Source organism: Leptospira wolbachii serovar Codice str. CDC (assembly GCF_000332515.2).
Taxonomy (GTDB): domain Bacteria; phylum Spirochaetota; class Leptospiria; order Leptospirales; family Leptospiraceae; genus Leptospira_A; species Leptospira_A wolbachii.
This window is the reverse complement of the sequence record NZ_AOGZ02000008.1, coordinates 302,335-328,025: the sequence shown is the minus strand read 5'-3', so window position 1 is coordinate 328,025 and position 25,691 is coordinate 302,335. Positions and strand designations below refer to the sequence as shown.

Genomic DNA, 25,691 nt, shown 5'->3' with positions numbered 1-25,691 from the left:
TGGTCCATAAATAAGCGAATCAAACAATTTAGAATCGAAAGAAACCTTTACGAATTCACTTCCAAGATTTCTAAAACTTCTTTTCCATCTTTCTCTTTCACATCCACAAGGTAACGATTCACTTTATCTTTGTGGAAAAGGATTTTTTTGGAAAGAGGTTTTCCAATTTCCGAATTAAGAATCCTTTGGATGGGCCTTGCCCCCATGGCCTTGTCATAACCAGTTTCGGCAAGATAACGAACAGCTTTTTCGGACAATTCCAAACGAATCCCTTTTTCTTCAGCTTTAGCTTGTAAGGTGCGAAACATTCTTTTGACTACAAGTTCCACCACTGGGATCGATAGAGCATGGAACTCAATCACAGCAGTCAAACGATTGCGAAATTCTGGTGTGAATGTCCTTTCAATGGCTTTCATGGAACGATCATCATACCTTTCGGTATCAAAACCAAGGAGAGGTTTCGAACTTTCCTGGGCACCTGTATTGGTCGTTAAGATAAGAATGACATTGCGAAAGTCTGCTTTTTTTCCTGTGCTATCGGTAAGCGTCGCATGGTCCATTACCTGAAGTAAAATATTATAAATATCTTCATGTGCTTTTTCGATTTCATCGAATAACAAAACACAGTGGGGATTTTTGGCAATGGCATCTGTGAGTTGGCCCCCTTGGTCATACCCCACATAACCGGGAGGACTTCCAATCAGGCGAGATACAGAATGTTTTTCCATATACTCACTCATATCAAAACGGAGAAATTCCACACCCATTTTCTCTGCCAAAGTTTTGGCTACTTCTGTTTTTCCAACACCAGTAGGACCCACAAAGAGAAAACTACCAATGGGTTTTCCTTCATCACTGAGTCCAGAACGAGAATAGTGAATGGCATCCACCACTTGTTCTACGGCATGGTCTTGCCCAAAGACAACGGATTTAATTTCCGAATCCAAGTGTTCCAATTTCTTTTTGTCATCAGCCTTAACAGTTTTTTCTGGGATTTTGGCAATCTTTGCGACAAGGGATTCAATTTCTAAAATCCCCACTTGTTTTTTTGGTTTCTCTTTTTTCTCATCGCGTAACTTAACAAAGGCGCCCGATTCATCCATTAGGTCGATGGCTTTGTCTGGTAAAAAACGGTCTCTTAAATGCAAACTGGATAAATCCACACAAGCTTCAATGGCTTTTACACTATACGTCACGCCGTGAAAGGATTCGTACTTTGGTTTCAGACCTTTTAAGATCTCGATCGCATCTTCTCTAGACGGCTCAGTCACTTCGATTTTTTGAAACCTTCTCGAAAGGGCATGGTCTTTTTCAAAGATTGATTTGTATTCTTTGTAAGTGGTAGTTCCAACGCATTTGAGTTCTCCATTGGCAAGTGCTGGTTTCATTAAATTGGATGCATCCAGGCTTCCTCCAGAAACAGCGCCGGCACCTACGATGGTATGAATTTCATCGACAAAGATAATTCGTTCTGGTTTTCCGACTACTTCTTGTAAGATGGCCTTGAGTCGTTCTTCAAATTCTCCGCGGAACTTGGTTCCGGCCATGACAAGCCCCATATCCAAAGAATAAATTTCCATATTCAAAAGACTTTTCGGAACAAGCCCCTTCACCACACGTTCGGCAATTCCTTCTACAATGGAAGTTTTTCCTACACCGGCTTCTCCCACAAAGATGGGATTGTTTTTACGTCGACGTGACAGAATATGAATGGTTCTTTCTATTTCTACTTCTCGTCCAATGCAAGGATCTAGTTTTCCTTGTTTGGCTCTTTCAGTGAGATTCACACAAAATTTTTCCAAAGCCGATTTGCGAGACCCACCTTCCGCTTCGCCTGTCTCTGCTTCTTCGGCAAACTCAGGCTCTTCGCTATCTTTTTCTTTTTTGATTCCATGGGAAATGTATTTGATCACATCGAGGCGGTTGACTTCTTGTTTGGCGAGTAGGTAATAGGCTTGGCTATCTTCTTCTCGAAAGAGGGCCACGAGGACATTATTTCCATCCACTTCCTCTTTGCCGGAATTTTGAACGTGAAAGGCTGCAAATTGAATGACAAACTGAACTCCCACTGTATAGCGAGGTTGGATTTTTAAATTAGGAACGGCGATTGTGGAAAGGTCCTCTTGAAAGTATTCGGTAAGTTCTTTTCTGAGAAGGTCTAAATCGCAACCGACATTGACAAGGACTTCCTTCGTTTTTTCATTATAAGTCAATCCATATAACAAATGTTCTAAGGTTATAAATTCATGGTGGTATTTGGATGCTTCTTTTCCTGCAAGCTCCAAACTCTTTTCTAAATCTGTGGAAAGGTTCATTCGTCCTCCTCTTTTGCCAATTGGCATTGTAATGGATGTCCCGCATCGTCTGCCAGTTTGTGCACTTCTGCGACTTTGGTTCTTGCAATGTCTAAAGAATACACCCCGCAAACGGCTGAACCCGAAGTATGCGCCTTCCACATAATTTGACGGGATTCTTCCATAGATTTCCGAAAAACATTAGCGAGAACATAAACTACAAATTCCTGGGGAGTGTAATCATCATTGATGAGGATTACCTTATACCGATCCGGTTTTTTTAATTTTTGTTTTTGTTTTTCTCTTTCGAGAAGTTCTACATTCATGTCCGTGTAGGACTTTCGTTTTGGATCTGACATTATCCCTCCCGCAGAGCCTTAATTGGGGACTGCGCATTGTAGGCGGAAATATTTTCCCTTTCCATAGCAATCTCTCGTTCCAAATAGGATTCGATGGCGGCTCGGCCTTGTTCATTATAAATATGATGCAAACTATACATGGGAACCGCTTCATAACCCCTGAGGAATTTATGTTCTCCTTGGGCTCCCGCTTCCACTCGTTCCATTTTATGCTCTATGGCATAATCAATCAATCGGTAATAACAACATTCAAAATGCAAATTGGGAATATGCTCCAGAGCACCCCAATATCTTCCAAATAAAAACCCTTCCCGAAATACATTCCAACTCCCGCCGATTGGTTTTCCCTCTGGATCCGATGCTAATACTAATAGAAGCCGGTGGCGAAAGTTATGATACATCTCTATAAAAAATTGACGGTTTAAGTAAGGTTGTCCCCATTTTTTAGAATGGGTGTCTTTATAGAATTCATAAAAAATATGGGCATGGTCTTCTGTAATGGCATCGCCAGTTAGAGTTTGAATGGTAAGACCTGATTCCGAAATTTTCCGACGTTCTTGGCGAATGGTTTTTCTTCTGTCCTTTACGAGTGTTGCTAAAAACTCATCAAAACTCGCAAAACCTCTATTAAACCAGTGGTATTGATGAGAAAGCCGAGGAGCAAAAGAATTTTGGATCCCAATTTTTCGTTCTTCTTCTTTGCAGAATAAAAGGTGAACCGAAGAGGTTTCCTTTTCCTTTCCGAAATGAACCAGTCTTTGCAAAAGTTCGGAACTTAAAAAATCTCTTTCGGATGGCGAAAGATTTGGATGGAGTAAAATCCGGCTTCCAGTCACTGGGGTGAAGGGAACCGCCACGGTGAGTTTCGGGTAATAGGGAATCCCTGCTCGGTGAAAGGCATTGGCCCACTGGAAATCGAAAATATATTCCCCATAGGAATCACTCCGAATATAAGCCGGAAGGACTCCCCAGAGAATCCCGTTTCGCCTAGCAGAGATTAGGACTGGAGTCCAATCCGAATCTCCGATACAACCTGTCTTCTCTAACCCTGCTAGAAATTCATATTCCTGGAAGACCGAATCTGCCGGAACCAGAAGATTCCAGTCTTCCCTTGTAAACTCCCCAAACTTGTGGGAAACTGTAATCTCAAATGATTCACTCAATGTAAACCTTAGACTCTAACCTACAACATCTTGTTTGTTTTGTTTCTTCCGAATGTGGTCAAGAAGCCTTTGCAAACTCGGATTTTCAGGATCTAACTCTAAAGCGGAACTGAGTATATTCTCTGCCCGAGCTAAATTTTTATCCGCCAAATACGTCTGCCCCAAATTGATCAAATTTTTGACATGGTTTGGATCGCGAAGGCGAACCCGTTCCCCAAAATCAATCGCAGTTTTGACATCAGCCACTTTACGAGCACAAAATGCTGTGATGTACATGATCTCCGTATCCATTGGTTTTAACAAACTATAGTCTTTCGCCATCTTTTTGGCATTCCCATAGTCTTTTAATTTCAGATAGAGTTGGATGAATTTCTTTTTGATCTCTGGAATATTTTCCTCTAGGGAGTTTGCCTCCTCTAGATAAGAAACTGCTTCTTGTAAATCAGAGGATTCACTGGCTTCTTTTGCCTTGAGAAGAAGTGCTTGGATTTCTTTCAAACGATCTTTTTCGATCTTGTAACGCGCTTTTTCTTCGATATAAGAAACACGTAACAAGGACAAGTCGTCTGTGAGACTTCCATACTTAGCCAACTCATCATAAATTTTGTCGAGTTCCCCCTTCCCGGATTCGACGACTTTTAAGAATAACCTCTCATCTTCGTTGATCACTCTTTTTCCATCTGCTGTATGTGAAATCAGTAAATCGTCCCGACCATCCGATCCTGCGATGAGAATATCTCCTGGCTCTAGTTGGAAGGTTTTGATATAAAGATTTCCTTGGACACCGGAGGTTCCTAGTTTCCGAAACATCAATTCGTTTTCGATAAAACTAGCAATTCCGTCACGGTAGAGAACCATCCAAGGATGTTCCGCATTGATAAAGTATAAAAGACCCGTTTCATTGTCGATTAGGCCAAGAACCAAGGAGACAAGCATAGACCCGTCAAAACCTTCGAAGATCTTATGAAGTTCTAAAAAAGTATTTTTGATCCAACGTTCCGGATACGTATTTCTTGCCTCACCTAAAAGTTGGGTCCTTGTGATGATGGACTCAAAAACAGAACCAAGTACGAGTGCCCCACCAGCCCCTTGCATGGATTTTCCCATAGCATCTGCATTAAGAAAAACTGTGTAAGATCTATTGTTTAAAAAAATCTGATTAGCAATATTTAAATCACCGCCGATTTCCTTTTCATACTGGCGGAAGGTGAATTTTTTCTTTTGTTCTAGTAAAAAGTCAATATGGACATTATCATGCTTCGCATGATTGGCGTTAAATGGCTGCAAAAGTAGGGAAGTTAAAAAATAGTCTCCATCTTGTTGGTGTTTTAAGGATTGTACTTCCTTCAAAGTATTTTCCAATTCTTTAGTCCGTTCCTGGACCTTAACTTCCAGCTGATCCGCATACTGCTCTAATTTCTTTCGGGCAGCTTGGATGGAACGAACCATTCGGTTGAAGGATCGTGCCATAAATCCAATATCATCTTCTACATGTACGATGAGGCGATGTTCTAAGTTTCCAGAATTTACCTCGGTCAAACCTTCAATGATTTGTTCAATGGGACGAAGGAGTGCTATTAAAAAAAAGAGCCTATAACCGAAAATCACAAGAACAGCCAATGATAATACTCCGATGATCCAAGGAAGAGTCACCTCCTCCTGGAATTCTCGGTAATCCAAATAAGGGTAACCTACTTCATGGACAAGTCCTCTTGGTTTGTCGACTATCAGATAACTTACGTAAAATGAATATTCGGGATTGTTTTCGGCAAACTTCACACGACCCCGATAGTTTCTGTCTCCATGGTTTGGCATGGGGGAAAACATTTGATCGAGTACTTCGGATTTTTTTTCTTCTGGGAGTTGCGAGTCTAGAACGGAACGGGCCACTCCATAAAAACCGGAGAGCGGTCCCTCTTTTTGGGAAACAAGAGAATCCGCATTGGCCGAAAAATTCTTTGTCTGTATTTCCCTTAATTTGTTTCTTGTGTAGAGAATCTTTCGTTTCTCAGACTCTAACTCATGGATCAGGGATTTTGGATCGGTAACTTTTTCTAGAGCCAAAAGCCGTTTAATTTCTGCCACATAACCTTTGCTTGTTTCAGGTAATTCAGAAAGTAAACTTTCTGTTCTATCTTTCCAATCCTTACTTTCTTTGAAAGATAGTATGGTTTCTAAGGCCCAATAGTTCCAATACTCCGATTCATAACTTTTTGGGTCGACCGCAGAATCCTCCAAACCTTTTTTGCGAACAAACTCCTTTTGGTTTGTATCATAGGTATAATGGAAACTAGGGACTTGGTCAGTTTCCAATCCGGCAATAAAGTTCTTTGCCCGCGCAGTATGCACCATATCATAGTTATCTTCTGACTGTTGGATGACAACATACGCAACTAATTGTAATACTAATAAAAATGAAGCGAGAGAGATTCCTATAATCCGAGAGATAATGGTGGTTTTATCTTTTGTGTTGTTGATATAGACAACGTTTGCTACAAAAAGTCCGACAACCAAAACAAGATCCGTGATGGTTTGATAAATACCCCGCCCAATGGCGCCGTCTCTTGACTGAGCATTCATGATTCCCGGAATGATGGTTACAAGGATAAAAGCAATTAAGATGCTTGTTGTAGCAAATCTTGACTCTTTTGGCATTTTAAAAATCTGTACCAGAGCAACCAAAGAAAAAACTAGAAAAAAGACTAATACGATGACCGCATAGGTTTTATAAAAGGCAGGAAGAGGAAAATCCCAATAATGACCGCTAAAGAAAAACAACCTACCCGCTGTTAGACTAATGAAAACAAAATAACCGGTAACGATCACAACAACCGAAATCATTACTCTAAAGAGATATTTTTTAAATCGTGGGAAATAAACCTCGGGGTAACTTAAGAAAAAACTAGTTAAGTAAGTGGCACCGGCCATAGCTCCAATGATCACAAGCCAACGCAAGTATGCGGAAGCAGGTCCCATAAAGGAAAAATTGATCATATATCCAAAATGAAACAGGCCAAGCCAAAGAGTTCCCATTCCCAATTGGTAGGTGGCCTCCGACTTTTCTTTAACCGTTAAAAAAAATTGTGCATTGTAAAAAGTAAAAATCACACCGACCAGAGAGCCAAATGTGTAAAAATCAAACGCTATATTTCCCCAAGAGTTCATGGGTGAAAACCCTAACAGAAAAAAATTTCATGTCAACTTCGTATTTCTTTTCTTCTTAATTTGGTATAGAAAGTATAAGAATAAACATAAAATTATAAAACCTATGACCTGATTGTAGTAGGATAGCATAACAACGATTTGGTTCCAGTTTGCACCCAGAACGGAGCCTCCCAAAAGCAGGAGTCCGCACCAAAGGGATATGGCAATCGAATACAACAATACAAATTTAATAACGTTCATTTTGCTCATTCCGGCAACGATGGATACAAAGAATCGAATTCCTGCCGAAAATCGGGATAATAATACCACAACGAATTCATATCGACGAAACCAAACTAGAGTCTTATGTAAGTTTTCTTCTTGGTAGAGTGCTGACAAAAAAGGGAACCGTGATCGTTTTAGAAAATGGAGGATCCTTTCCCCAAAAAAATACATGACAAGAGCCCCAAGAAGATTCCCCAAATAGGTAGCAACCACTACTGAAACAAAAGATAGAGGCGAACCGGGACTGGAAGCAAGAAATCCGGAAAACACGGTGACTGTGTCGCCAGGCCAAGGGGGGAAAACATTCTCCAGAAAGTTTGAAAAGCAGAAGAAACCCCAAAGCACAACGGGCGGTAACTCCAAAATCCGAGTCAAAAAGGCATCAAACTGTAGAAAATCCAACACAAAAGAAAAGATATGCCTTCCTGTCTAATGGCAACAAAGATTTAAAAAAATGAATGGAAGGAATCCCTAGTCTCACATTTGCTTTCCCTAATGCTTCGATTTCTGCCTATTTTATTGCTATTTCTCTGGGCTTGTACACCAACTACCCAAACTGAAATCTATCGTTTCGATCAAATCATAGTTACAAGAAACCCAACAAACGCACCTCCCGCTTTCCCGCAGTCTTTCTTTCCAGAACAAACAAAGTTTCTACAATCGAGTGAGTTCAAAACAAGCCACATCCACACCAAAGAAGCTTATCTGTTAGTGGAGTCGGAAGAAAGTATAGAAAGTATTCGCAAACGAATTGAAACTCGTGCCATCCAAGGGGACTGGAAACTCATCGATAAAACAGAAAAGAACGGAGAAATTACTTATTTATTGGAAGGTTTTATCAAAAAATCCCTTTCCATCGTTGTATCTGAAAGTGGTGGAACTTCTCATTATTTACGTTTTTATTTTAGAAAACATTCCAGTTACTAATTATGAATTGGATTAAAAACAAAAACGAAATCATCGTCTATCTTTTGCTTGGTGCCATATTTTTAGGGACTTGTCTTACTTTATTTTTTGTATTCAAACCTTTCCTTTGGGCAAGTTTCCTCGCTCTACTATTTTATCTTACAACAAGAAAGATTCACAAAAAACTAAAGAACATACTCGGGGTCAAATTCCACGGACTTTCGCCTTATATCATGGTAATTCTAATGCTTGCTGGAGTATTTATCCCGTCTTATTTGATTGTCTCTACTCTAATTCGAGAGTCTTTAAACTTAGTCAGTTATATCAGAAACCAACTCACAGAAGAATCCATTGTATCTTTGTTACTCAATAGTCCTATGCTCACAGATTTCTTTACAGAGAATGAATTTTTCTGGATCAAACTCCCTTTGTTGTATAGAGAATATGTGGGCCAACACATGGACATCTTAAACTTAGATTCCATCTATAGTTTACTAAAAAACTCATCCGGTTTTTTAGTCGGCTCTTTTGAAGTTCCCGGTGCCATCATTTTTAATGCATTTTTTACATTCATTTTACTTTTCTTTTTATACAAAGAAGGAAGTCGGATGGAACATGCGCTTTTTGTTTTACTCCCCTTCCCAACAGAAATTGAGGAGAGACTAGGTCGCCGTATCGAGGAAGCCATTCGCACTGTAATGATGGGAAACTTATTCATTTCTCTATTACAAGGTACCTTCGTATACATATTGTTACTATTTACCTCTGTTTCAAATAAGTTTTTACTTTCTAGCATCGCCACCATTTTTTCACTGATCCCCGTTGTAGGAACATCGGTTGTTTGGTTACCCATTGGTTTGTATATTGGACTTGTCCAAGAAAACTGGACGGGGAGTGTTCTCTTTATGATCGCCGGTGGTGCGAGTTATTTGATTTTGGAGAACTTAGTAAAACCTAAGATTTTAGATAAAAAACTTAAAACTCATCCGTTTTTAATTTTTTTATCTCTCATTGGCGGCCTACAAGAGTTTGGTGTTGCTGGAATCATTATTGGTCCTATGGCTTTGACACTTGTCATCATCCTTTGGGACTTTTGGAAAATTTTTAGAGAGACACGTTTTCAAAATATATAAATGGAACTCGTTGACGCATCGCTTAGTGTTAGTGAGGTCAACCGCCTCATCAAATCCAAACTCCAAGACTCATCTGAATTTAAAAACATTTGGGTTCGTGGTGAGATATCAAATCATTCCCAAACCAATAGCTCGGGCCATATTTACTTTTCGCTGAAAGATCAGGCAAGCGTGATCAAATGCGCTTTTTTTTCCTTCCAAGCCAAAAACTACCGTGGAACGCCACTTCGGAATGGAATGGAGATTTTGGTATATGGTTCCATTTCTGTTTATGAGCCTGGCGGATATTATAGTTTAACAGTTCAAAAGATTGAAGAAATTGGAGAGGGTGACATCCTTCTCAAAATTGAAAAACTAAAGAAAACCCTGGCCGATAAAGGTATTTTTGATGCCACACACAAACGCCCTTTACCAAAATTTCCCAAGCGCCTAGGTATTGTTACCTCTCCCAAAGGGGCGGCAGTCGAAGACATCATTCGGATTGCTACCGACTTAAACCCTTCCATTCAAATTTTAGTATCACCTTGTCTCGTACAGGGAGATGGTGCTGAAGTCTCTATCATAGAAGCCATAAAAGAACTGAATGATCCCAAATGGGAAGTGGATGTGATCATTGCTGGACGTGGTGGTGGTTCCTTCGAAGATCTAATGGCATTTAACCAAGAAGCAGTGGTTATGGCTTATTACCATTCCAGAATACCTATTATCTCTGCAGTCGGACATGAAATTGACCGTGTCCTTACTGACCTTGCGGCGGATGCGACTACTCCCACTCCCACAGCTGCGGCAAAACTAGCTATTCCCAATGTATCGGATACCCTCATTCGACTGGATGAAATGGAAGACAGAATCAAATCTGCTCTAACGAACGTTATTCGCATTGGAAAAGAAAAGTGTGCAGGTGTTGTCTCAAGACCTGTTTTTCAAAATCCAAAAACTCTTTTGGAAATCAGATCCGCAGCACTGGACGAACTCATGACAAAGATATCGCTCCTCGGAAAAAATTATTTAGTTCGCAAACAAAGTGAATTCCAAAGGTTTGATAATCTTTCCCAAAACTGGAAATCCTATTTAGAGAGAATCCATAACAAATTCACTCTCGCAGAACAAAGATTAGAGCACTTTTCCCCACTGGGAACTTTGAAACGTGGGTATTCTGTGGTTCGGAACCAAAACAAACAAGTGATTTCATCCATTCATAATATCAAAGAAAATGAAAGTTTAGAAGTATTCCTTTCGGATGGAAAACTTCTCGTAGAAGTAAAAGAAAAAATATAGGAATCGAAAATGGTAGAGAAAAAATCGATTAGTTTTGAAGAAGCACTTCGTGAATTAGAAGACATAGCTGAAAAATTAGAGAGGGGAACCCTATCCTTAGAAGATTCCATCAAAGCCTACGAAAGAGGAATGGAATTAAAAAAAGTTTGTTCAGAACGACTTGTGGATGCAGAAGCAAAAATTGAATTTTTGTCCAAAGCACCCAGTGGCGAAATTGTAAAATCTGCTGTCAAAAAAAAGAAAGAAGATGGGCCGTCAAAACCTGTGGAAGAAGATTTATTTTAAAGAATGAGTTTCCAAGCTGTCTTCATTGTTGGTTACCTACTCATAACGATTGCCATTGGAGTGTATGCGGCAAAAAAAGTCAAAAACTCACGTGACTTTATCTTAGCCGGTAGAAGCCTTCCCCTTCCCATCTCCACTGCTGCTCTCTTTGCAACTTGGTTTGGAAGTGAAACCATCCTCGGTTCTTCCGTCGAATTTGCAAAAGGTGGGTTTTTATCTGTCATCCAAGATCCCTTTGGCGGGGCACTTTGTCTTTTTTTACTAGGACTCGTATTTGCGAAGTATCTCTATCGAATGCAAATCCTTACCTTCGGAGATTTTTACAGAAACCGGTATGAAAAGAAGATGGAATTTATTGCCGGGATCTGTTTGATCTTTTCCTATTTTGGATGGGTGGCAGCACAATTTGTGGCCCTCGGAATTATGGTGCAGATTCTTTTTGGAATCAATCAATTCACTGCCATCGTGATCGGCGCATGTCTTGTTGTTTTTTATACTTATCTTGGCGGGATGTGGTCGGTTTCCTTAACTGACTTTTTCCAATCTATCTCCATCATCATCGGTCTTGTCATCGTCGTATTCGAGTTAAACGAAGTAAAACCAATCTGGACATCGATCCAAGAAAAACCTGATGGTTTCTTTCGATTTTTTCCTGAGTCCAATTTTCACGCTTGGACTTTGTATCTTTCTGCTTGGATGGTAGTGGGTTTTGGGTCTTTGCCCCAACAGGATATCTTCCAAAGGGTGATGTCGGCAAAATTGGAAAAGGTGGCTATCACTGCCTCCTATCTTTCTTCCATTTTCTACCTACTTTTTGCTCTCATTCCTTTGTTTTTAGGACTTCATGCAAAAAGCCTTCTTCCCGACTTTGATTTACACGGAGAAACCGGACAACTCCTCATCCCTACAATGATTTCTAAGTTTTCCAGTCCTTGGGTTCAGGTTTTATTTTTTTCTGCTCTTATCTCGGCTATCCTTTCCACGGCTTCAGGAGCCATCCTTGCCCCCTCGTCCATTCTATCGGAGAATATTCTAAAATACGCATTTACTAACATGAATGATAAAAAATTACTCCTACTTTCTAGAACTTCGGTTCTAATCATTGCTGGAATTTCTTTTTTGCTCGCTGTGGGAAAACCGTCTATTTACGCCCTTGTGGAAGACTCCGGTGGAATCTCTCTTGTCACATTATTCATTCCTATGGTCTTTGGACTCATGAGCCAAAAGGCTGATGAAAGAGCCGCTCTCTTTTCTTTGTTTGTGGGCATTGGGACTTGGCTTGTTTTGGAAGTGTACGGCGACGATATGACAAGCCATTTCTATGGAACGATAGCCAGCCTTATCGCCATACTCGTGGGAATGTATTTCTTTCCTAAGAAAGAGCAATCGATAGAAGCCAAGTAAAAACTTCTTTCATCTCTATCCCGAGAGCTTTTGCTTGTTGGGGAATAAGACTTGTCCCCGTCATTCCAGGTAGGGTGTTTGTTTCTAAAACATAAGGCACACCGTCGCTAATGATAAAATCGGTACGAGAATACCCTTTACAACCAAGCACCTCATGACACATTAAAGTATACTCTTGGAGTTTTTTTGTGATCTCATCCCCTACCGGTGCCGGTGTGATTTCTTCACTTCCCCCTTTTGTATATTTGGCTTCAAAATCAAAAAATTCGGACTTGGGCCTGATCTCCGTTGGCACGAGAGCAAAAGGAATTCGTTTTTCTCCTTCTTTTTTTTCCAAAACACCAATGGACACTTCTGTTCCCGAAATCAATTTTTGAATCAAAACTCGATCTTCGGAGACAAAGATCTTATCCACAAGAACCATAGCCTCTTCGGGGGTTTTTGCCATTCCCGTATTGACACTCGATCCACCTAATGTTGGTTTAATGAATACAGGAAAAGAAAATGGTAAGTTTAAGACGGTTTTTCTTGCGTCCACTTTTCCTTTTTCCAAATCCACAAAAGGTGCCACAGGAATTCCAATCGTTTGGAATAGTAGGTTGGCCCTATATTTGTCCATTGCCAGAGCCGATGCCAAAACTCCCGAACCCGTATGCGGGATTTCTAATACATCTAAAAATCCTTGGATTCGTCCATCCTCTCCCGCTCCTCCGTGTAATCCCAGAAAGGCGGCCGAAAATCCATTTTCGAGAAGTCCCGCACCAGATTTTGATTCGGATATTTGGTTCAACTTAGAAAATTCTTTTAAGAATTCCGATTCTGTTTTGCCAGATGGATCTGGATAAATTGGATCTTTTCCTCTCGGGATCCAAAATTTTCCCGTTTGGTCAATGTAAACAGGACAAATTTGGAATTTGTCCCGATCGATTGTATTGAAAATGAAATAAGAAGAACGAATAGAGATGATATGTTCTCCGGAGATACCTCCGAAAAGCAGTGCGATTTTGGTTTGGATCATGAAATCACTTGATTCCTTTACTTGAAACTTGAAGATATTGAAATTACGTGGATTCCCGCTTTAAAATTCAATTCGGAATTGTTTTTTCTCTCCTCTTGCTCAGTTCCTCGCTATATGCAAAACTCCCCAACTCCTTTACCGAAGACATCAAATCCAACTACCACCAATTTTGGTTTCTATATGAATCAGAAAACAGAGGACGCCAAAGTTATTTGGCCTTTCGCCCTTTCTATATAGGTTTTCAAGACAAAACCTATGCATTTCGTTTTAAGAGTTATCTATCCCCTCTCTACTATAAAGAAGAAACCAACTACTGGTATACTTGGTCTTCCTTGTTTTTCTTTAGCGGAACTGGATTCAAACACGAAGAGGGAGACGCCGATGAAGACATCCTCTTCACTCCTCTTTTTATCTGGGGCAAAGGGGAATCCCAAAGAGAAAACTATTTTAGTGTTTTTCCCATCTATGGAAAAATTAGAAACAAACTCTCTTACCAAGAACTGAGTTATGTTTTTTTTCCTGTTTATTCAGAATGGAAATACAAAACCTATGAAGCAAAATCGGTCCTCTGGCCTCTGGTTATGTGGGGAGGTTCCGAAACAAGGAAAGACTTTCGAATCTTTCCTCTCTATTCAATAAAGGAACATGAAGGAAAGTATAAACGGCAATCTTTTCTTTGGCCTTTTTTTCAGTGGGGAGAAGAAAGGTTAGATAAAAAAGAACCGACATCTTACTCGATATTTTTTCCCTTCTATAACAGCAAAGATTCAAGAGATGGGAATATGAAAAGTAGAGCCTATCTTTGGTTTCCGATTTTGAATTCTTTATTTTCTTATGGCTATGATAAAAAAACAGGACAAACCAATTATACGGCTCTGTTTATTTTTTTTCAATACACAACCTCTGAAAAAAAGGATACAGAAAAACTTGTTTTTTTTCCCTTTTACGGATATTCTTTTTTTGCTAATAAAGAAGCTGAGTTCATCACTCCATTTTACATCCGTTTGACGCAAAATACATCGCACCTAAAAGCAACTTCTCATTTTTTATTACCTTTTTATTCCCAAATGAAAAGTGAATATGTCCAAACAGGAAGGGAAGATTATTACTTAAAACTTTGGCCTCTATTTCGTTACCACAAAGATGCCGATGGAAATTTTGGATGGAATACACTCGCCATCATCCCAGTTCGTTTTGAAGTGATGGAAGATGTTTGGGAACCTATCTTTTCTCTTATCGAATACAAACGGTCCTCCAATGGAGAGAAACGATTGCACCTAATCACAAGACTCTATACTCATCGGTGGACAGAAGAGGAAACCCATATCCATATACCGATCCTAGTAGAGTATTCCAAATCACAGACTGGTTTTCGGTATGAATTGGGTTATGGACTTTTCGGCATCGATACAAGAGAAAAAGCAAATAAATACAAACTCCTTTGGTGGGAACTATGAAACGGCTATATTCCAAAACCTTGGAACCCTTACTCTATGCCATTGGGTATACGGTCCTCCTTCTCTTTCGCGCAGTGGGACAGTCCCACCAGCTCTATTTCAAACGAAAAGAAATCCTAGAACAAATGTTCATCGCCGGTGTGGGTTCACTCTTTGTTGTCTCCATCGTTTCTATTTTTACAGGAATGATCCTTGGGTTAAACACAGGCCTTGGTCTTCGGGACTTTGGGGCCGAGGGACAAATTGGACTTCTGCTTACCATTACACTCACTCGTGAGATGTCTCCTTTTATGACTTCTCTCATCCTTGCTGCCTCCGTGGGTTCGGCAATGGCCGCAGAAATTGGAACCATGAAAGTCTCCGAAGAGATTGATGCTCTAGAAGTGATGTCCATCAATCCCGTTCGGTATCTAGTGATGCCAAGGATAGTGGGGTTTTCGCTTATGGTTCCCGTGCTTTGTGTCTATTCTGCCGCCTTAGGAATCTTAGGTGGTGGGATTGTTGGACATTTCCAACTGGGAATCGATATGATCAGTTACTTCCAAGATGTGTATTATCGTATCTCTTCGGTTCCTGGATTGAAAGATTTGTATGTGGGTCTTTTGAAAGGCTATGTATTTGGACTTTCCATCTCTACCATATCCTGTAGCCAGGGACTTAGAACCGAAGGTGGTGCCATCGGTGTGGGCCAAACCACAAGAAAGGCTGTGGTCACGTCATTCCTTATGGTCATTTTTTCTGGTTATGTGCTCACTGCCTTATTTTATAAATGAAGGATAGTATGGAAACCTTTGCCATTGAAATGAAAAACGTCCACAAAGCTTTCGGAAAAAGAAAGATTTTAACTGGAATGAACATACAGGTAAAACAAGGAGAGACCATGGTCATCCTTGGCCCATCTGGGACAGGAAAATCAGTCAGCCTCAAACACATCACGGGGTTACTCGATCCAGATGAAGGAGATTGCCAAATTTTCGGCGAATCCATAGTTCATGGGAATGAAAAAAAAAGAGAAGAGCTTCGTTCAAAACTTGGAGTTTTGTTCCAATCAGGAGCACTCATCAACTGGCTTACAGTCTATGAAAATGTGGCTCTTCCTCTGCGAGAACATAAAATTGCATCAGGGGCAGAACTTGACCGCATTGTAATGGAAAAACTAAAATGGCTGGACCTTGTTCCCGCCAAAGATACGTTACCAAGTAATATTTCTGGAGGGATGAAAAAACGAGTCGGTCTAGCACGTGCTCTCACTTCCCAACCTAAAATCGTGTTATACGACGAGCCAACTTCAGGGCTTGATCCAGTGATGTCCAATGTCATCAATGATCTTGTCATCCGTTTGCAAAAGGAACTAGGTCTAACATCCATAGTGGTCACTCATGATATGAATTCAGCGTATAGGATCGCAGATAGAATTAGTTTTCTCTATGAAGGTAAGGTGCAGTTTTGCGGAACCTCGGAAGAGATCCAAAAATCAACCAATCCCGTCATCCAACAATTCATTCATGGAAATACAGTGGGCCCAATGATTCTAGATCATTCAGAATTAAAAAAAGGAAAATCCAATTGACTTTGCCTCATACTTTAGGAGAACTTTAGGGAATGCCCACTATAGGTCGCGCTCTCATCGTCGGTCTTTTATTTATCTTTTCACTTGTGGCTGTGGGTTACTTCACCATCGTCACCGAAGGTGGTCCCTTCCAAAAGTCGGGTTACCAACTTCCCGTTTACTTTCCCGATGCAGAAGGAATCAAAATTGGAAACAAGGTGACCATCCATGGGGTTCCGTTTGGCTATGTTTCAAAAATTCGTTTGGTGCAGATCGATGAATATGGAAACTTACTCCCTGAAGGAGAAACGGGGATTGGAACTAAAGTGGAACTCACCCTTCTTTTAAAAGGGAAGGTGCAACTTTTCTCCAACTACGAAATTACCATCAAAAACGAAAGTCTACTTTCTGGACGTGTGGTCTCTCTCGACCCCGGATCCAAGTTCCCGGTCGATCCCAAAACCAAAGAATATATGATGACAGAGCCTGCTCTGACCAAAGTGGAGATTTCTCCCAAATCAGGAAAACTGATGCCGATCCAAGGAAAGGTCACCCAAGACCCCCTTGTTTCTTTATCCGAACTGATTGCTGAAAATCGCTCCGATATCCGTAAAACAGTCCAAAACATCGCGGGAATCACCGGAAAAATCAATGAAGGCCAAGGAACTCTGGGAAAACTTATCAATGAAAGTGATGTGCATAAGTCTGTGAATACCACTCTTGGGGATGCTCAAGTGGTTTTAAAGGAACTAAGAGAGGGACTGGAAGACACAAGGGAACAAGCTCCTGTGACCAGTTTCATTCGTTCCGCCCTCAGTGCTTTTTAAGCACTAACACGTAAAATGCGGTCCTTTTTGTAGCAAAATCCTTTGGTTTGATGCACAAATTCGGGCCGTCACATTCCCACCACACTGTTGTAAAAAGGAGACATTTTTTTGACTTGGGCCTACGGTTTTGGAATTGTCCCTCCCCCCTTTTCTACAAAATTGTAAGTAGGAACAATTATGGTAACGGCGATACATAGAAAAACCATCCAAAACTCCATCACTCTTCGGGGAATTGGCGTACATTCCGGGAAAATGGTGACTTTGCGGCTCCATCCGGCAGAAGCAAATACAGGACTCATCTTTTACCTCTACAAAGGGACTCAAAAAATTCGAATTCCCGTCTCTCTCGACCATGTGGTCGACACAAGTAACGCCACAACTATTGGGGACGGAAGTTCCAACCGGGTGCAAACCATAGAACACCTTCTCGCCGCCGTTCACACCCTAGGCATTACTGATTGTATTTTTGAAATTGATTCCGTAGAAGTTCCGATTATGGATGGATCCTCCCTGCCGTTTTGGGAAGGGATTCGTTCGGCAGGAATCCGGGTTCTTCCTGAAACCATTGAACCCATTACCATCGCCAACCCCATTTGGGTAGTAGACGGGGACAAATACCTCGTAATGCTTCCTTCCGATGAACTCAAAGTCACTTATAGCATCGATTTCAACCACCCCCTCCTTAGAGGCCAGTCCTACACCACCACTCTTGACGAATCCATTTTAGGAACAGACATCCTTCCTGCCCGAACTTTTGGGTTTTTGAAAGATGTGGAAGCCCTCCAAGCAAGAGGCCTTGCTATGGGTGGATCTCTCGACAATGCGGTAGTATTGACGGATGACGGGTATTTGAACGAAACTTTACGTTATGACAACGAATGTGTCCGTCACAAGATCCTCGACCTCATTGGGGACTTGGCCGTCATGGGTCGACCTTTCCGTGGTCATTTGATTGCTTCCAAAGCGGGTCATGCCTTAGACATCTCTCTTGCCAAATGCATTATGAGCCAAGTCACAGGAAACGAACTCACTCAGTTCAAAAGCAAAAGAGTCCCACTTTTCGCTAAAAAACAAGCGGTCCGTTAGAATCCGGCGTTTTTTACTTTCCAAACGAAGCCCAGCCGAAAGTATTTTTGGCAAAGGGACGGATGGAAGAAAAAACCACATTCAAAGGCATTTCTGCTTATCCAGGCACAGTTTATGGCAAAGTGTTTCGTTGGAAACAATCCAAACGAAAACGCGAAGACCGCACGGACCTCTCCCCTGACGAAATCAAAGAAGAGGTAGACCTTCTAAAAAAGGGTCTTCTGAAAACCGAAGAAGACTTGGCCGATCTTGTCCAAAAATCGAAGGCCAACAGAGAACTTTCCGAAATTCTAGAATCCCAAATTGTTTTTTTAAATGATCCTTTATTCCGCGCTCGAGTTTTTGAAAGAATTTCGCAAAACAACGAGTCGGCGGGTCTTGCCCTAGAAACAGCTGTTAGTTCCTTATACGACGAATTCCAATCCATTCCCGATGAATTTTTTCGGGAACGTGCCGATCATATTTTAGATATTGGCAAACGAATTGAATCCAATCTTTATCCCGATAAAATCTCCGACCAAACAAAAATCCCTGACGATGTCATTCTTATCGCCAAGGAAATCACTCCCTCAGAAATGATCCAATTAGGAAAGGGTCGCCTACGAGGTATTGCCACAGACTTTGGTGGTAAAACTGGACATACAGCAATCATCGCTAGAAATTATGGAATCCCTACGATTGTGGGTTTAAAAAACATTACCTCACATGTAGAGGATGACGACTACATTTTGTTAGATGCCACAAAAGGAATTCTAAACCGGTCTCCCGGGATTGATGAAATTAAACTCGCTGGAATCAGAAGTGAAATTCACAAAGTTCAACCACTTCGCGAAATCAGTGATGGTCCAAGAGAAATCAAAACCAAAGATGGCAAAAAGTTTTCCCTCCGTGCCAATATCGATTCCGAAGACGAAGTGGATTTGGCTTTTGAACAAGGAGCCGATGGAATTGGTCTTGTCAGAACCGAAATTCTATTCATTCGGTATGTAGAATTCAAACCCACAGAAGAAGAACAGTTTGCTGTTTATAAACGAATCTTACTAAAGATGGTAGGCCGCCCTGTAACTTTCCGTGTCTGGGACATTGGGGCTGATAAGATGGAAAATGGCTATGAAGAGGCCAATCCCTTTCTTGGAAATCGGGGAATTCGTTACCTGCTTCGCCATCCGCATTTTTTTAAGGAACAACTAAGAGCACTCCTTCGCGCCAGCGAATTTGGAACAATGAGGATCATGTTACCTATGATCACCACGCGTTCGGAAATTTTACAAACCAAAGCCTTGTTTGCGGAATGCCTGGAAGAATTAAAAACCACAGGACTTGACATTACTAAAAAAATTCCTCTAGGAATCATGGCAGAAACTCCTGCTTGCGCTTTAAACCTACCGTTTCTCGGAAATCATGTAGATTTTTATAGTGTGGGAACAAACGATCTTTTACAGTATCTTCTGGCAGTAGAACGAAACAACCATTTGGTGGGAGATTTATACAATCCATGGCAAGTGGTTTTTCTATTGTTACTCAAAAACATAGCCGATGTTGCCAATTCCCAAAAAAAACCCATTAGTATTTGCGGAGAGATTGGAAGTGATCCTATGTTTACCGCTGTCCTTATCGGGCTTGGGTTTCGCGATTTGAGTTCTGCGTTACCCTTGATGCGAGAAGTGGGAGAAAAGGTTCAGGAAATTTCTTCCTGGAAAGCAAAACTTCTCGCCGAACAAGTGATAGGTCTTGCCGGGGAAGAAAAATTTGAAGAAATTGAAGCCCTGGTATTAGAAACCAAAGGTTAATCAAAATTCGGTAATCATTGAATTACCGAACTCATAAAAAACCAAAGTATTCATTGGTTCGATTTTCTCTTAAATCGCTGGGATTGTTTTTTCTTCTTCTTTTCCTTTGAGCAAAGCTAAAATGGGTTTCTTTTTCCAATAATAAATTCCATACAAAAGAAGAGCACCAAACCAAGAACAGAGAACAAATAAACCATAGAAGTTTGTCATACTCCCCCATTGGTTTTGATAACCTGATAGAATCCCTGCAGCATAGTGCCCAAAGGCATTCGATAAAAACCAAATCCCCATAAGAACAGATGCATATTTAACAGGAGCTAGGTGGCTCACAAAAGAAAGTCCCACCGGCGAAAGACAAAGTTCACTTAGTGTATTCCAAAAGTATACAAACACCAAAAACAAAATGGAAACTGCTACTCCTGTTTCTGCATATTTTGCCGCAATCACCATTACGAGAAATCCAATTCCAAGGATAAACAAACTGAGAACAAATTTTACGACAGGATTGGGATTTTTTCTCCGTTTGGCAAGACCTGTCCAAAGTGTGGAAACAATCGGGCCAAAGAGAAGGATAAATAAAGGATTGATGGATTGTAAAACTGAGGCCGGGATTTCAAAACCAAACAAAAACCTATCGGTATTTCGCAAGGCAAAGAGGTTCAGCGAAGAACCCATCTGTTCAAACGCCATCCAAAAGAAAATACTGAAAAAAGAGAGTAAAACAATAAGCAAAATTTTTGGTTTGGTTTGGTGGTCTTTTGTGGCCGTTGTAGAAGAGATTTCACGATCTCTATGTTTTTCCCAAAGGGAGTTTGGTAAACGTTTGCTTCCGAAATAAAATACAACCATACCGATGGCCATTCCAAATCCCGCAGATAAAAAACCCAAATGCCAATCCACTCGTTCGCCCAAACTTCCGCAAAGAATCGGACCGATAAGTCCCCCCAAATTGATCCCCATATAAAATATGGTAAATCCACTATCCCGAAGACCCGGTTTCGTTTCGTATAACCTACCAAAGATGGTAGACATATTGGGTTTAAAAAATCCATTTCCGAGAGCTAATAAAACAAGGCCTAAATAGAAAAAAGAAAGTCCAGAAAAAGCGAGGGAGAGATGTCCGCAGAGCATAAGAAAACTTCCCAAATAAATGGAAAATTGATAACTAAAGAAACGATCGGTTAAATATCCCCCAAGAACAGGTGTTAGATAGACAAAACTTGTATAAAAAGCATAAACAGCACCGGCATCGGCATCTGAAAATCCTAGGGCTTTGACCAAATACAAAACAAGGAGAGCGCGCATCCCATAATAACTCAAACGTTCCCACATCTCTGTGAGAAAAAGCGGTGCAATTCCTTCGGGGTGTTGCCCCAATTCTATTTCGTTCGGCTTTTCCAAATGGTTTCCTCGTTTCCAGTAGAAAAATTGGCAAACCGCGCTGCAACAAAAAGATAATCAGAAAGACGATTGATATAAATTCGTAAGTCGGCATGGATCTCTCCACCAGACTCAATGTATACAAGTAGGTCCCGCTCTAAACGCCGACAAATTGTACGAGCAATGTGCAGAGTGCTTGCGACAGAACTCCCCCCAGGCAAAATAAAAAACTTAATCTCTGGAAGGACTTCCATAAGCCTATCAATTTCCTTTTCTAAACTTTCTACATCTGAGCGCAAAACAACCGTTCCTTCTTTGGATTCCTTTGGCACATATCCTGCCAACTCCGATCCAATTTCAAAAAGAAAACTTTGAACGCTTTTTAAGTAACCCAGAAAAGCTGGCTCAAAACTCAAATCTCCTGTGAAAGAAAGAGCAAGACCAATCGTACTATTGAGTTCATCGCAACTTCCGTAGAGATCAACCCTACGATCAGTTTTAGAAACTTTGATTCCCGAAGCCAGGTAGGTCTGACCACCATCGCCAAATTTGGTGTAGATTTTCAATTTCCTACTCCTTTATGCTTAAATTTTCTTTACATACATCAGTTTTTTGGTATAGAATCTTCTGGAAAGGCAAAATTCACGGAAGAACCAAGGGCAGGCAACCCCTTCTCTTCCCGACGGGAACGGATTTCTCGGAAAGTGAATTTTACTTTTCTCCGCATGTAGGGAAACAGGCGGGTCATGGACACACAGGAGGGTGTGACAATGATTATCAATCACAACATCAGCGCGCTAGTTGCGAAACGAGCGCTCACAAACACCGGGCGTGACATGGATAAATCCATGGAGCACCTAGCAACGGGTATGCGAATCAATAGACCAGGGGATGATTCCTTGGGATTCGCTGTGTCCGAAAAATTAAGATCACAAATTCGGGGCCTTGGCCAAGCAGAACGAAATACCCAGGATGGTATGTCGTTCCTTCAAGTCACCGAAGGATCTTTAGATCAAGTAAACTCTATCTTACAGAGGTTACGCGAACTTTCAGTTCAATCCTCAAACGGAATTTATTCTAACGAAGACAGAAAACTTGTTCAGTTAGAAGTTTCTCAGTTAGTGGAAGAAGTGGAAAGGATCGGAACTTCTGCTGAGTTTAACAAAATCAAACCATTGGATGGAAGGTTTTCTCGTTCTTCCAAAAATCCAATGACTTTGCAAGTGGGTGCAAACGGTTCAGAGAAAATAGAACTTTACATCAATACGATGACTAGTTCTTCCCTCAAACTGAAACAAGCTGGAAACAAGTTGACTCTATCAACTCCGAACAAGGCTTCCGATTCACTCCAAGTTTTGGATGATGCCATCACTAAAGTCAACCGCCTGCGGTCTGACCTAGGTGCCTATTACAACCGATTGGATTTAACTTTGAAATCACTAAGTAACAACTATGTGAACATTGTTTCAGCTGAATCGCAAGTAAGGGATGCAGATATGGCAACGGAAATGGTAGAATATTCCAAAAACCAAATCCTAACCAAATCAGGTGTGGCAATGCTTGCACAAGCGAACCTACGACCGGAATCCGTAGTAAAACTCCTCACGGACAGATACTAATCCGATCGAAAAAGAAACGGAAATCCTCCTTGCAAACAAGGAGGATTTCTTCAAACTTTGTCCTTATACTTATAGCGAGTGTAAGCGAGGACATTAACGTTGAAACAAATCATCTCCGGAATTCTTTCCCTATCATTACTTTCCACAATTTCTTGTGGACTATCCGACAATACAAAAAGACTCATTCTTAGTACATCCATTGGATGTGGAGTTGGTCTTGCACTCGGTGCCGTTTACGACGAAGCACAAAGAAAAAAAGATACTAAAAACAAAAAGAACGATTTCCAAAGACAAATCAAATCCTCTTTGGCACTCGAAAAAAAGAAGCCGCAAAACAAAGGTAAGATTGTGGGCCTTGGTGCTGGTTGTCTGGCAGGACTTGGAACTGGTTTTTATCTCAACACTATGTATGACAACATGGCCGAAGAAATGAAAAAACAAGGAATCACTCTTGAGAAAAACGAAAAAGGTGGAGAAACTGTCAGTCTTACTGCCACTATGGACGGCGGAATTGCTTTCGAAGATGGAAAAGCGGACCTAAAGGGAAAAGGGAAAGAGAACATTGACAAATTGGCAGAAGCTCTAGCAGCTTACCCAGAAACTAAAATCAATATTTCTGGACACGCCAATAAAACAGGTGCCGAAGACCTCAACTTAAGATTGTCCCAAGACCGAGCTGTGACTGCAAAGAATGCCATCATTGAAAACGGTGTGGAAGGAAAAAGAATTGGAACAGTCCAAGGAGTCGGTTCCTCAACACCAATCAAAAATGTGGATCCCAAAGATGGATCCAACCGACGAGTCGAAGTAGAAATTGTTCCTGCGAGCTAAGATCCAAACGACATAAAAAAAGGGACAGACTGTCCCTTTTCGATTCAAGTAAAAGCCTACATTGATTTGTAGGCTTTTTTATTTCTAGATTACAAAGGAAACGTAAATTACATTCCTAAACCTGGAAAACCACCCATGGCTTGCATCTGCTTGGCAGCTCCCGCCTGTGCATCTTGCAAAGCCTTTGTATAAGCTTCTTGGATGGACTTTTCTAGAAGGTTTTTATCTTTTTTATCAATCAATTCATCTTCGATTTGAATGGATTTCATTTGGAATTTTCCATCCAAAGTCACAGATAGAAGTTTGTTTTTTGAAATTCCTACAAAATTGAGACCGGCAAGTTCCTTTTCCATGGTTTTTACCTGCGACCGCATTTTCTTCATCTGTTTGAGCATATCAAACTTGTTTCCGCCTGCTCCACCGAACATAAGCACCTCTTTTCATTTCAGGATTATTTTTCTTTAAAAGAAGGCAAATATAAAACGCACCTTTGTCGATACTATAATTATGATCCATCCCAATTCCCCTTACAAACGAATCTGGGATCTTTTTGTTTTTATTTGTATTACTTACTTTGCGATCGAAGTGCCTATTCGCTTAGTCTTTCATTATAAACTCTCTGCAGGAGTCACCTGGTTAGAACGGGCCATCCAAATTGTCTTCGGATTGGATGTGATCCTCAATTTCAATACAGCCATTTTGAAAGACCGCCTTCTTATCCATAATCGCAAGATTGTGACCAAAACCTATTTGCGTTCTTGGTTTCTCATCGATTTTTTATCCGCCTTCCCTTTTGATCTTTTTGGTGGATTTTTCTTCCAATACTTTGGTGTCACTGACAGCCTAAAGATTTTAAGACTTCTACGGTCCGTACGAGTCTTTGAACTTTTTAAATCGCTCCGACTTCTAGCCCTTGGTGCCGATTCCGATGATCGGTTCAAACTGGTAGAAGTGATCAATCCGATGACCTTTCGATTGATCTTTTTTGTGTATTGGACGAGTCTCTTTGCTCATTGGGTGGCTTGCGGTTGGATTCATCTTGGGCCTGAGTTTTTAGCTGATAAAGATATTACGACCCGATACATCCGGGCCCTCTATTGGTCCGTCACAACACTCACAACCATTGGATATGGTGACATCACTCCTGTGACCAACGGACAAACTATTTATACAATGGGTGTAATGATTTTAGGTGTGGGTATTTATGGATATGTCATTGGTAACATTGCTACATTACTCTCTAACTTAGATGTCTCTCGTGTTCATTTCCAAGAAAAGTTAAACACGATAGATAGTTTTATCAAATATAAAAAATTACCTCCACAACTTGCCAACCGAATTCGTTCCTATTACGTCAATCTTTGGGAAAACAAACATGGAATAGATGAAACTGAAATTTGGGACCAACTCCCATCGGGAATAAAAATTGATGTGTCTATGTTTTTACATAACCACTTAATTTCCGTGGTTCCCTTTTTTAAAAATGCTCCTGAAGAATTAAAAAGAGAAGTGGTATTGGAATTAAAACCTGCCTTTTATATGAAAGGTGATATTATTTTTAAAGAAGGTGATGTTCCCCACAATATGTATTTTTTATCCAAAGGTCATGTAGAGGTGATCAAAGAAAAAACAGGTGAGTTACTTGCCACACTGAACTCTGGATCATTTTTTGGCGAAATGAGTTTGATTGACGATTCTTTACGAACCGCAACCATCAAAGCAGGTTCTTATTGCGATGTGTATACTTTAGGAAAGGACAGGTTTGCAGAAATTTTAAAACACCATCCTAAATTTGCACAACATATACAAGTCATCGCTGAAGAACGTAAAAAAAACCAAACATCGAAAGCGGCCAAAACAGAATGATGTAAGATTTCAGTCGG

Annotated in this window: 23 protein-coding genes; 14 read left to right on the top strand and 9 right to left on the bottom strand. The window is 40.7% G+C overall.

Annotated features, from left to right (window positions below; genetic code table 11):
• Nucleotides 1-47: 47 nt before the first annotated feature.
• The 5 genes from clpA to LEP1GSC195_RS03385 are packed head-to-tail and all read right to left on the bottom strand — an operon-like array spanning nucleotide 48 to nucleotide 7,647.
• The gene (clpA, locus tag LEP1GSC195_RS03405) at nucleotides 48-2,315 is read right to left on the bottom strand and encodes an ATP-dependent Clp protease ATP-binding subunit ClpA (RefSeq protein WP_015679925.1); all 2,268 of its coding nucleotides are present in this window, start codon (nucleotides 2,313-2,315) and stop codon (nucleotides 48-50) included.
• Nucleotides 2,312-2,653 (bottom strand): ATP-dependent Clp protease adapter ClpS, encoded by a 342-nt coding sequence (gene clpS, locus LEP1GSC195_RS03400; protein ID WP_015679845.1) that lies wholly within the window; start codon nucleotides 2,651-2,653, stop codon nucleotides 2,312-2,314. The genes clpA and clpS overlap by 4 nt, the downstream gene beginning before the upstream one ends.
• Nucleotides 2,653-3,816, bottom strand: a complete 1,164-nt coding sequence (locus LEP1GSC195_RS03395; RefSeq protein WP_015680047.1) for a GNAT family N-acetyltransferase — start codon at nucleotides 3,814-3,816, stop codon at nucleotides 2,653-2,655. The genes clpS and LEP1GSC195_RS03395 overlap by 1 nt, the downstream gene beginning before the upstream one ends.
• 15 nt (nucleotides 3,817-3,831) lie before the next feature.
• A complete protein-coding gene (locus LEP1GSC195_RS03390) occupies nucleotides 3,832-6,981 on the bottom strand; it encodes a SpoIIE family protein phosphatase (RefSeq protein WP_015679962.1) in 3,150 nt (1,049 codons plus the stop codon).
• A gap of 27 nt (nucleotides 6,982-7,008) precedes the next feature.
• Complete coding sequence (locus LEP1GSC195_RS03385; protein WP_408605920.1) at nucleotides 7,009-7,647, bottom strand: DedA family protein; 639 nt, start codon at nucleotides 7,645-7,647, stop codon at nucleotides 7,009-7,011.
• A gap of 93 nt (nucleotides 7,648-7,740) precedes the next feature.
• On the opposite strand from LEP1GSC195_RS03385, the gene LEP1GSC195_RS03380 reads away from it, so the two are divergent.
• The 5 genes from LEP1GSC195_RS03380 to LEP1GSC195_RS03360 are packed head-to-tail and all read left to right on the top strand — an operon-like array spanning nucleotide 7,741 to nucleotide 12,251.
• Nucleotides 7,741-8,172 carry a hypothetical protein gene (locus LEP1GSC195_RS03380; protein WP_040506250.1) on the top strand — a complete coding sequence of 144 codons (432 nt, stop codon included), beginning with the start codon at nucleotides 7,741-7,743 and terminating at the stop codon, nucleotides 8,170-8,172.
• 2 nt (nucleotides 8,173-8,174) lie between these two features.
• Nucleotides 8,175-9,284, top strand: a complete 1,110-nt coding sequence (locus LEP1GSC195_RS03375) for an AI-2E family transporter (protein WP_015680128.1) — start codon at nucleotides 8,175-8,177, stop codon at nucleotides 9,282-9,284.
• Complete coding sequence (gene xseA, locus LEP1GSC195_RS03370; RefSeq protein WP_015679821.1) at nucleotides 9,285-10,562, top strand: exodeoxyribonuclease VII large subunit; 1,278 nt, start codon at nucleotides 9,285-9,287, stop codon at nucleotides 10,560-10,562.
• Between the two features lie 9 nt (nucleotides 10,563-10,571).
• Nucleotides 10,572-10,847, top strand: coding sequence for an exodeoxyribonuclease VII small subunit (locus LEP1GSC195_RS03365; RefSeq protein WP_002982688.1), 276 nt, complete (start codon nucleotides 10,572-10,574; stop codon nucleotides 10,845-10,847).
• A gap of 3 nt (nucleotides 10,848-10,850) precedes the next feature.
• On the top strand, nucleotides 10,851-12,251 hold the full coding sequence (locus tag LEP1GSC195_RS03360) for a sodium:solute symporter family protein (protein WP_015679853.1): 1,401 nt from the start codon (nucleotides 10,851-10,853) through the stop codon (nucleotides 12,249-12,251).
• Here LEP1GSC195_RS03360 and LEP1GSC195_RS03355 read toward each other — a convergent pair.
• Complete coding sequence (locus LEP1GSC195_RS03355; RefSeq protein WP_015680030.1) at nucleotides 12,220-13,269, bottom strand: D-alanine--D-alanine ligase; 1,050 nt, start codon at nucleotides 13,267-13,269, stop codon at nucleotides 12,220-12,222. The genes LEP1GSC195_RS03360 and LEP1GSC195_RS03355 overlap by 32 nt on opposite strands.
• Nucleotides 13,270-13,316: 47 nt before the next feature.
• Here LEP1GSC195_RS03355 and LEP1GSC195_RS03350 point away from each other — a divergent pair, with 47 nt between their 5' ends.
• From LEP1GSC195_RS03350 to ptsP, 6 genes are all read left to right on the top strand, one after another.
• Nucleotides 13,317-14,726 (top strand): hypothetical protein, encoded by a 1,410-nt coding sequence (locus LEP1GSC195_RS03350; RefSeq protein WP_015679934.1) that lies wholly within the window; start codon nucleotides 13,317-13,319, stop codon nucleotides 14,724-14,726.
• Entirely contained in the window at nucleotides 14,723-15,499 is a 777-nt protein-coding gene (locus tag LEP1GSC195_RS03345) for an MlaE family ABC transporter permease (RefSeq protein ID WP_015679963.1), read from the top strand. Before LEP1GSC195_RS03350 ends, LEP1GSC195_RS03345 begins: the two co-directional genes overlap by 4 nt.
• Nucleotides 15,500-15,507: 8 nt before the next feature.
• Nucleotides 15,508-16,296 (top strand): ABC transporter ATP-binding protein, encoded by a 789-nt coding sequence (locus tag LEP1GSC195_RS03340; protein ID WP_015680124.1) that lies wholly within the window; start codon nucleotides 15,508-15,510, stop codon nucleotides 16,294-16,296.
• Nucleotides 16,297-16,328: 32 nt separating this feature from the next.
• Nucleotides 16,329-17,102 carry a mammalian cell entry protein Mce gene (gene mce / locus LEP1GSC195_RS03335; RefSeq protein WP_015680029.1) on the top strand — a complete coding sequence of 258 codons (774 nt, stop codon included), beginning with the start codon at nucleotides 16,329-16,331 and terminating at the stop codon, nucleotides 17,100-17,102.
• A 177-nt stretch (nucleotides 17,103-17,279) separates the two neighbouring features.
• A complete protein-coding gene (lpxC, locus tag LEP1GSC195_RS03330; RefSeq protein ID WP_015679943.1) occupies nucleotides 17,280-18,188 on the top strand; it encodes a UDP-3-O-acyl-N-acetylglucosamine deacetylase in 909 nt (302 codons plus the stop codon).
• Nucleotides 18,189-18,250: 62 nt separating this feature from the next.
• Entirely contained in the window at nucleotides 18,251-19,978 is a 1,728-nt protein-coding gene (gene ptsP / locus LEP1GSC195_RS03325; protein ID WP_015679808.1) for a phosphoenolpyruvate--protein phosphotransferase, read from the top strand.
• Between the two features lie 69 nt (nucleotides 19,979-20,047).
• Here ptsP and LEP1GSC195_RS03320 read toward each other — a convergent pair whose 3' ends face one another.
• The gene (locus tag LEP1GSC195_RS03320; RefSeq protein ID WP_015680132.1) at nucleotides 20,048-21,379 is read right to left on the bottom strand and encodes a peptide MFS transporter; all 1,332 of its coding nucleotides are present in this window, start codon (nucleotides 21,377-21,379) and stop codon (nucleotides 20,048-20,050) included.
• Nucleotides 21,358-21,924: a cob(I)yrinic acid a,c-diamide adenosyltransferase gene (locus LEP1GSC195_RS03315; protein WP_015680090.1), complete on the bottom strand. Its 567-nt coding sequence runs from the start codon at nucleotides 21,922-21,924 to the stop codon at nucleotides 21,358-21,360. Before LEP1GSC195_RS03315 ends, LEP1GSC195_RS03320 begins: the two co-directional genes overlap by 22 nt.
• Nucleotides 21,925-22,128: 204 nt before the next feature.
• Here LEP1GSC195_RS03315 and LEP1GSC195_RS03310 point away from each other — a divergent pair, with 204 nt between their 5' ends.
• Together LEP1GSC195_RS03310 and LEP1GSC195_RS03305 are read left to right on the top strand one after the other, a co-directional pair.
• Nucleotides 22,129-22,977 (top strand): flagellin N-terminal helical domain-containing protein, encoded by an 849-nt coding sequence (locus LEP1GSC195_RS03310; RefSeq protein ID WP_040506294.1) that lies wholly within the window; start codon nucleotides 22,129-22,131, stop codon nucleotides 22,975-22,977.
• Nucleotides 22,978-23,076: 99 nt separating this feature from the next.
• Nucleotides 23,077-23,808, top strand: coding sequence for an OmpA family protein (locus LEP1GSC195_RS03305; protein ID WP_015680046.1), 732 nt, complete (start codon nucleotides 23,077-23,079; stop codon nucleotides 23,806-23,808).
• 107 nt (nucleotides 23,809-23,915) lie between these two features.
• Here the strand turns inward: LEP1GSC195_RS03305 and LEP1GSC195_RS03300 are convergent, their stop codons facing one another.
• A complete protein-coding gene (locus LEP1GSC195_RS03300; RefSeq protein WP_002982683.1) occupies nucleotides 23,916-24,236 on the bottom strand; it encodes a YbaB/EbfC family nucleoid-associated protein in 321 nt (106 codons plus the stop codon).
• 79 nt (nucleotides 24,237-24,315) lie between these two features.
• Between LEP1GSC195_RS03300 and LEP1GSC195_RS03295 the strand changes: the two genes are divergently transcribed.
• Nucleotides 24,316-25,674, top strand: a complete 1,359-nt coding sequence (locus LEP1GSC195_RS03295) for a cyclic nucleotide-binding domain-containing protein (RefSeq protein ID WP_015679813.1) — start codon at nucleotides 24,316-24,318, stop codon at nucleotides 25,672-25,674.
• Nucleotides 25,675-25,691 lie beyond the last annotated feature (17 nt).